This is a genomic window from Streptomyces sp. NPDC104381 (assembly GCF_055583745.1).
The window spans coordinates 326,342-332,352 of sequence record NZ_JBVJNK010000005.1 but is presented as its reverse complement, the minus strand read 5'-3'; the positions used below and the strand labels follow the sequence as shown (position 1 = coordinate 332,352).

Sequence of the window (6,011 nt, the reverse complement as noted above, 5' to 3'; positions counted from 1 at the left end):
CCCCACGCGCGGCCGGGGCTCCCCCCCCCCCCACCGTCGGTGCGGGCCGCGGGCCCCCCCGGGGGGGGGGGGGCGGGGGGGCGGGGGGGGGGGGGGGGGGGGGGTGGGTGGCCCCCCCCACGCCCGTTCGCGCATGATGCACCGTATGAGCAGCGAGACGAGACATCTTCTGGTCATCGGCATCGGAGCCGGTGATCCCGACCACCTGACATTGGCCGCGGTCAAGGCCATGCGCCGCGCCGATGTCTTCTTCGTCCTGGGCAAGGGCCGCGAGAAGGACTCCCTCACCCGGTTGCGGAGGGACATCCTCGACGAGCACGTCCCCGGGCCCCATCGTGTCGTCGAGGCCGAGGACCCGTGGCGTGACCGCTCCCAGGACGAAAGCGCGGGCTACGCCGAAGCGGTGCACGACTGGCGGCGCCGGCGCGCCGACGTCTGCGAGCGGCTGATCCGCGAGGAGCTGGCTCCGGGACGGACCGGAGCCTTCCTGGTGTGGGGCGACCCGTCCCTGTACGACAGCACGCTCGCCATCCTGGAGGACATCCGGGCCCGGGGGGAGGTGACGTTCGACCACGAGGTGGTCCCGGGCATCAGCAGCGTGTCCGCGCTGGCCGCCCGCCACCGCATCAACCTCAACCGGGTCGGCCGGCCCGTGCACATCACTCCCGGGCGACGGCTCTCCGAGAGCCTTCCGAACGACGACGGCGACATCGTGGTCATGCTCGACGCCCACGAGAGCTTCCAGCACCTGGCCGGCAGCGGCATATGGATCTACTGGGGCGCCTACATCGGCACTCCCGACGAGATCCTGATCTCCGGACCGCTCGACGAGGTCTCCGACCGCATCCGCCGGGTGCGCGCCGAGGCGCGGGCGGAACACGGGTGGATCATGGACACCTACCTGTTGAGGATCCACCCCGACGGCACCGACGGCTGACGCCCTCCGCCGGTCCCACCTCACGCTCCGGGGTGAGCCCCCGACGCGGGGGCCACCTCAGCGGGCCGGCGCGGCGGATGTGCTCTTCCTGCGCGCGCGGTAGGCAGCCGCCTTGATCTTGTTGCCGCACGAGTCCATGCCGCACCACTGCCGCCGCATGCCACGCGACCGGTCGATGTACACCCGGGTGCACTCGGGGTTGCCGCACTCCTTCATCAGGGGCACGTCCGGCCCGCTGAGCAGCTCGACGGCGAGCCGGGCGACGGTCGACAGCGCCTGCTCCGGGGTCGCCACGGTCCGGCGCCCGGCGCGGGTGAGCTGCGGTACGGCGGCGGGCCTGCGCGCCGCCTCGTTGACCACGGCGAGCGCGTCCGCGCCGAACTCCTCGCCCAGGCGGCGGGCCGTGACCAGGGCGTACACGGCCTCACGCACGGCCCGCGCCTGCTGTACGTCGCTGTCCTCACCCGGGGTGACGGCGTCGACGACGCCGGATTCCTCGTACCAGGCACCGAGCCGTTCCGGCGTCACGAACATCTCGAAGCGCACCGAGCGGCGGGCCCGGAGGGTGGCGGCGAAGTCGAGGGCGGGGTTTCCGCAGACGAAGACATGGTCGAGGTTCACATCACCATCCTGACAGGTGACGCCGAGCAGTCACAAGAAACGTCACGGCGCCACCTCGGCCATCTCTGCCCGAACCACCGCGACCGGGATCAGAGGCCCAGGTCGAGGGCCAGGCAGGAGAAGTACTGCCACGTGCCCTCCGCCTGGTAGCGGGTGCCCGCCCCGGCGTCCGGAGCGACCGCCTTCTCCTCGATCAGATGCTCACGGGAGACACGGTCGGGCAGCGTCCCGAAACGGGCTTGCCGCTCCATCGCCGCGATCCGGTCGGCCGACACCTGTTCGTTCTTCATGGTCGATCTCCGCTCATCCAGTGGCGGACTGCGCCACGACGGCTGGGGACACCCAGCATGCTCCCTCACGTATCACCGGTCAAGCCGGTGATGCATAGTCCAGATCACGAGATAATGCCGGAATCACTCCAATGCATCACCGCCTTGACCGGTGACGCGCCCCTGTGTCAGGGTCAGCGGGCGGCGCACGACGGGGGCGTCGGTACGCGACGGTGAAAGGTCACTCGAATGATCGACAGGCGTGTGTTCGGCAAGGTCGTCGGCATGGGCGCAGGGACGGTCGCCATGTCCCTGGCGGGTCTGCGGGACGCCTCCGCGGCGGACAGGGCTCACGGGACGAAACCCGCGCCCGTCCCCACCCCCGCCACCTCGTTCACCGGCCTGAAGCAGGTCCGGGCAGGTGTGCTGGACGTCGGCTACGCCGAGGCGGGCCCGCAGCACGGCCCCGTGGTCATCTGCCTGCACGGCTGGCCCTACGACATCCACAGCTACGTCGACGTCGTCCCGCTCCTGGCCGGCCAGGGCTACCGGGTGATCGTCCCGTACCTCCGGGGTCACGGAACGACGCGGTTCCTCTCCTCGCGCACGGTCCGCAACGCCCAGCAGTCGGCGGTCGCCCTCGACATCATCGCCCTGATGGACGTCCTCAAGATCGAGAAGGCCGTCCTCGCCGGCTTCGACTGGGGTTCGCGTACGGCCGACGTCATCGCCGCCCTGTGGCCCCACCGTGTGAGCGCCCTGGTCTCGGTGAGCGGCTACCTCATCACCGACGTCGAGGCGCAGAAGAAGCCGCTGTCCCCGAAGGCCGAGTACAGCTGGTGGTACCAGTACTACTTCTCCACCGAGCGGGGCCGCATCGCCATGGAGACGCCGGACGACCGCGACGCGCTGTGCCGCCTGGTCTGGGACACCGTCTCACCGACCTGGGAGTTCGACGACGCCACCTTCGAACGGACCGCCGCCGCCTTCACCAACCCGGACTACGCCGCCGTCGTCATCCATAACTATCGGTGGCGGCTCGGTCTCGCCGACGGCGAACGGCGTTACGACCGCTACGAGAAGCAGCTCGCCGCCCGCCCCCGCATCGCCACCCCGACGATCACTCTCGACGCGGAGCGCGACCCGTTCACCGCTCCCGGCGAAGGCTCCTCCTACCGGGAGTTCTTCACCGGCCCGTACGAGCACCGCACGCTCGCCGGGATCGGCCACAACGTGCCCCAGGAGGCACCGGCCGCCTTCGCCCGGGCCGTCGTGGACGCGACCCGCCTCTGAAACACGCCCGGCTCACACCGGCGGGGTGGCGATGGTCGGAGGGTGCCCGGGATCCGGGATCTGGTTGCTCCAGCCGCCGGGGACCGCCCGGCCCTGCTGGTCGCGGAAGCGTACGGGCGCCGTGCCGACCCGCCGGGTGAAGAGCCGGGAGAAGTAGGCGGGGTCGTCGTAGCCGACACGGCGGGCCACGGCGGACACCGGGAGGTCGGTGCCGGCGAGGAGCTCCTTGGCGCGGCCGAGGCGGATGCCGAGGAGGTAGTCCTTGGGGCTGCATCCGGCGACCCGGCGTACGGCGGTGCGCAGCTCGGCGGGTGTCATCCCGTGGCGGGAGGCGTGCTCGGCGACGGACAGCGGCTGGAAGGCGTCGCGGGCGAGGGCGTTGAGCACGGGGTCCCCGTCGGCTCCGACGTCGGCGCGGGACCGGCGCAGGGCGACGAGCAGTTCGTGCACGGCCGCGCCGGTCTCGACCTCCAGGAGGGGATTGCCCAGGCGGGCGGCGCGGGCGATGCGGCTCACGGCGGCCCGCGGGGACGCGGTGTCGGCGAGGGGGACGACCGGCCGGTCGGGTTCGATGTAGCCGAGCTCGGTGTACGGGGTCGTCGCCGGGCCGGTGAAGTCGACGAAGCTCTCGTCCCATCCGGTGGCCGGATCGGGGCCGTAGTGGTGCGGGACGCCCGGCACGAGCCAGATCAGCGCCGGGGCCGTCACGGGCGTCTCCGTACCCTCGGGGCAGCGGTACCAGCCGCTGCCCGCGCTGATGACGACGGCGACATGGTGGTCGAGCGTGCGGGGCCCCACGGTGGGCAGCGTGCCGTGCTGGAGGCCGACCCCGAGGCAGACCAGGCCCAGCTTGTGGTGCGTGGGGCTCGGCGTGAAATAGCGCATCCAGGTGTGGTACATACGCTTCCTTTCCTCCCCGCCCGGCCGTCGGCGTTCCGTTGTGTCCAACCAGCGCTGATCTTTGTCCATGGACCGCTCCGCCGCCAGGGGGTGAGGTGGGGGACGGTGGGGGCGTGGAACGAGAGGCGGGGACCGTGGCTGAATTCACGGTGGGCGAGCGGGACTTTGAACTGGACGGGAAGCCCGTCCGGCTGCTGTCGGGTGCGATGCACTACTTCCGGGTGCACGAGGACCAGTGGGGACACCGGCTGGCGATGCTGCGCGCCATGGGGCTGAACTGTGTGGAGACGTACGTCCCGTGGAACCTGCACGAGCCGCGGCAGGGGCACCACCGCGACGTGGAGGCGCTGGGGCGGTTCCTGGACGCGGCGGACGCGGCGGGGCTCCGGGCGATCGTGCGGCCGGGGCCCTACATCTGCGCGGAGTGGGAGAACGGCGGTCTGCCGCACTGGCTGACGGGGTCGCTGGGCACCCGGGTCCGGACCCGGGACGCGGAGTACCTCGGGCAGGTGGAGCGGTGGTTCCGGCGGCTGCTTCCGCAGGTGGTGGAGCGGCAGATCGACCGGGGCGGCCCGGTGCTCATGGTGCAGGTCGAGAACGAGTACGGCAGTTACGGCTCGGACCAGGTGTATCTGGGCCGGCTCACCGAGCTGCTGCGTGAACTCGAAGTGACCGTACCGCTGTTCACCTCCGACGGGCCGGAGGATCACATGCTCACGGGCGGCTCCGTGCCGGGCGTGACGGCCACGGCGAACTTCGGCTCGGGCGCCCGGGAGGGCTTCGCGACGCTGCGTCGGCACCGCCCGGACGGGCCGCTGATGTGCATGGAGTTCTGGTGCGGCTGGTTCGGGCACTGGGGCGCGGAGCCGGTGGTACGGAGCCCCGCCGACGCGGCCTCGGCGCTGCGGGAGATCCTCGCGTGCGGCGCGTCCGTCAACATCTACATGGCGCACGGCGGTACGAACTTCGGCGGCTGGTCGGGGGCGAACCGCGCCGGGGACCTGCACGGCGGGGAGCTCCAGCCCACCGTGACGTCGTACGACTACGACGCGCCCGTCGACGAGTACGGCCGTCCCACGGAGAAGTTCTGGCTCTTCCGGGACGTCCTCGCTCCCTACCGGGAGGACGGCGCCCCGCTGCCGGAGGTTCCGCCGCAGCCTGCCGCGCTGGCGGGCCCGGTGCGCGTGGAGCTCGTGGAGTGGGCGCCGCTGGGCGAGGTGATGGACGCGCTCGGCGGGCCGGAGGCCGAGCGGGCGATGCCGCCGACGTTCGAGGAGCTGGGGGTGGACCGGGGGCTGGTGCGCTACCGGGTGGAGGTGCCGGGGCCGCGTCAGCCGTATCCGCTGGGGGTGACCGGGCTGCGGGACCGGGCGGTGGTGTACGTCGACGGCGTGCGGGCGGGGGTGCTGGGCGGCGGCCCGGCCGAGGCCGGTTCGTACACGGCGTTGGAGGAGCCGGTGGCGGGGCCGGCCTCGGTGGAGCTGTGGGTGGAGTCGCTGGGCCGGGTCAACTACGGGCCGCGCCTCGCCGAGCCGAAGGGCATCACGGGCGGCATCCTGCACGAGCGGCAGTACCTGCACGGTGTACGGGCGCGAGGGCTGACCCTGGACGCGTTCGAGGGCGAGGACGCGCTCGGGAAGGTGCCGTTCCGTTCCCCGGAGGCGGGCGCCACGGGCCTGTTCCGTGGCACGTTCGACGTGCGCGGCGCGGGTGACGCCGGGATCGTCCTGCCGGGGTGGGAGCGGGGCTTCGTATGGGTGAACGGCTTCTGCCTGGGCCGTTACTGGGGCGTGGGCCCTCAGGAGTCCCTGTACGTCCCCGGGCCGCTGCTGCGCGAGGGTGTGAACGAGGTGTGGGTCCTGGAGCTGGAGCGCTCCGGCGAGCCCCTGCTGACGCTGCGCTGAGTCACCCGTACCACCCCTGGAGGGCCGGCCCTGTCGTCAGGGCCGGCCCTCCACGTCGTCACCGCTCGCGCACGGCGGCTCTCAGCC

Annotated in this window: 6 protein-coding genes; 3 read left to right on the top strand and 3 right to left on the bottom strand. The window is 72.3% G+C overall.

Annotated features, from left to right (window positions below):
- Window positions 1–145 precede the first annotated feature (145 nt).
- Complete coding sequence (gene cobF / locus ACZ607_RS19255) at window positions 146–937, top strand: precorrin-6A synthase (deacetylating) (RefSeq protein ID WP_469736038.1); 792 nt, start codon at window positions 146–148, stop codon at window positions 935–937.
- Between the two features lie 57 nt (window positions 938–994).
- Here the strand turns inward: cobF and ACZ607_RS19250 are convergent, their stop codons facing one another.
- Complete coding sequence (locus ACZ607_RS19250) at window positions 995–1,558, bottom strand: CGNR zinc finger domain-containing protein (protein WP_469736036.1); 564 nt, start codon at window positions 1,556–1,558, stop codon at window positions 995–997.
- 89 nt (window positions 1,559–1,647) lie between these two features.
- Window positions 1,648–1,848, bottom strand: coding sequence for a hypothetical protein (locus ACZ607_RS19245; protein WP_469736034.1), 201 nt, complete (start codon window positions 1,846–1,848; stop codon window positions 1,648–1,650).
- 228 nt (window positions 1,849–2,076) lie between these two features.
- Between ACZ607_RS19245 and ACZ607_RS19240 the strand changes: the two genes are divergently transcribed.
- The gene (locus tag ACZ607_RS19240) at window positions 2,077–3,120 is read left to right on the top strand and encodes an alpha/beta fold hydrolase (RefSeq protein ID WP_469736032.1); all 1,044 of its coding nucleotides are present in this window, start codon (window positions 2,077–2,079) and stop codon (window positions 3,118–3,120) included.
- A gap of 12 nt (window positions 3,121–3,132) precedes the next feature.
- Here the strand turns inward: ACZ607_RS19240 and ACZ607_RS19235 are convergent, their stop codons facing one another.
- Window positions 3,133–4,020, bottom strand: coding sequence for a helix-turn-helix domain-containing protein (locus tag ACZ607_RS19235; RefSeq protein ID WP_469736030.1), 888 nt, complete (start codon window positions 4,018–4,020; stop codon window positions 3,133–3,135).
- A gap of 134 nt (window positions 4,021–4,154) precedes the next feature.
- On the opposite strand from ACZ607_RS19235, the gene ACZ607_RS19230 reads away from it, so the two are divergent.
- Window positions 4,155–5,924: a glycoside hydrolase family 35 protein gene (locus tag ACZ607_RS19230; RefSeq protein WP_469736028.1), complete on the top strand. Its 1,770-nt coding sequence runs from the start codon at window positions 4,155–4,157 to the stop codon at window positions 5,922–5,924.
- Window positions 5,925–6,011: the final 87 nt, after the last annotated feature.

Excerpts from the sequence above, each read along its gene's own strand:
- cobF (WP_469736038.1), top strand. The coding sequence starts at position 146 with ATGAGCAGCGAGACGAGACATCTTCTGGTCATCGGCATCGGAGCCGGT.
- ACZ607_RS19245 (WP_469736034.1), bottom strand. The coding sequence starts at position 1,848 with ATGAAGAACGAACAGGTGTCGGCCGACCGGATCGCGGCGATGGAGCGG.
- ACZ607_RS19240 (WP_469736032.1), top strand. The coding sequence starts at position 2,077 with ATGATCGACAGGCGTGTGTTCGGCAAGGTCGTCGGCATGGGCGCAGGG.
- ACZ607_RS19235 (WP_469736030.1), bottom strand. The coding sequence starts at position 4,020 with ATGTACCACACCTGGATGCGCTATTTCACGCCGAGCCCCACGCACCAC.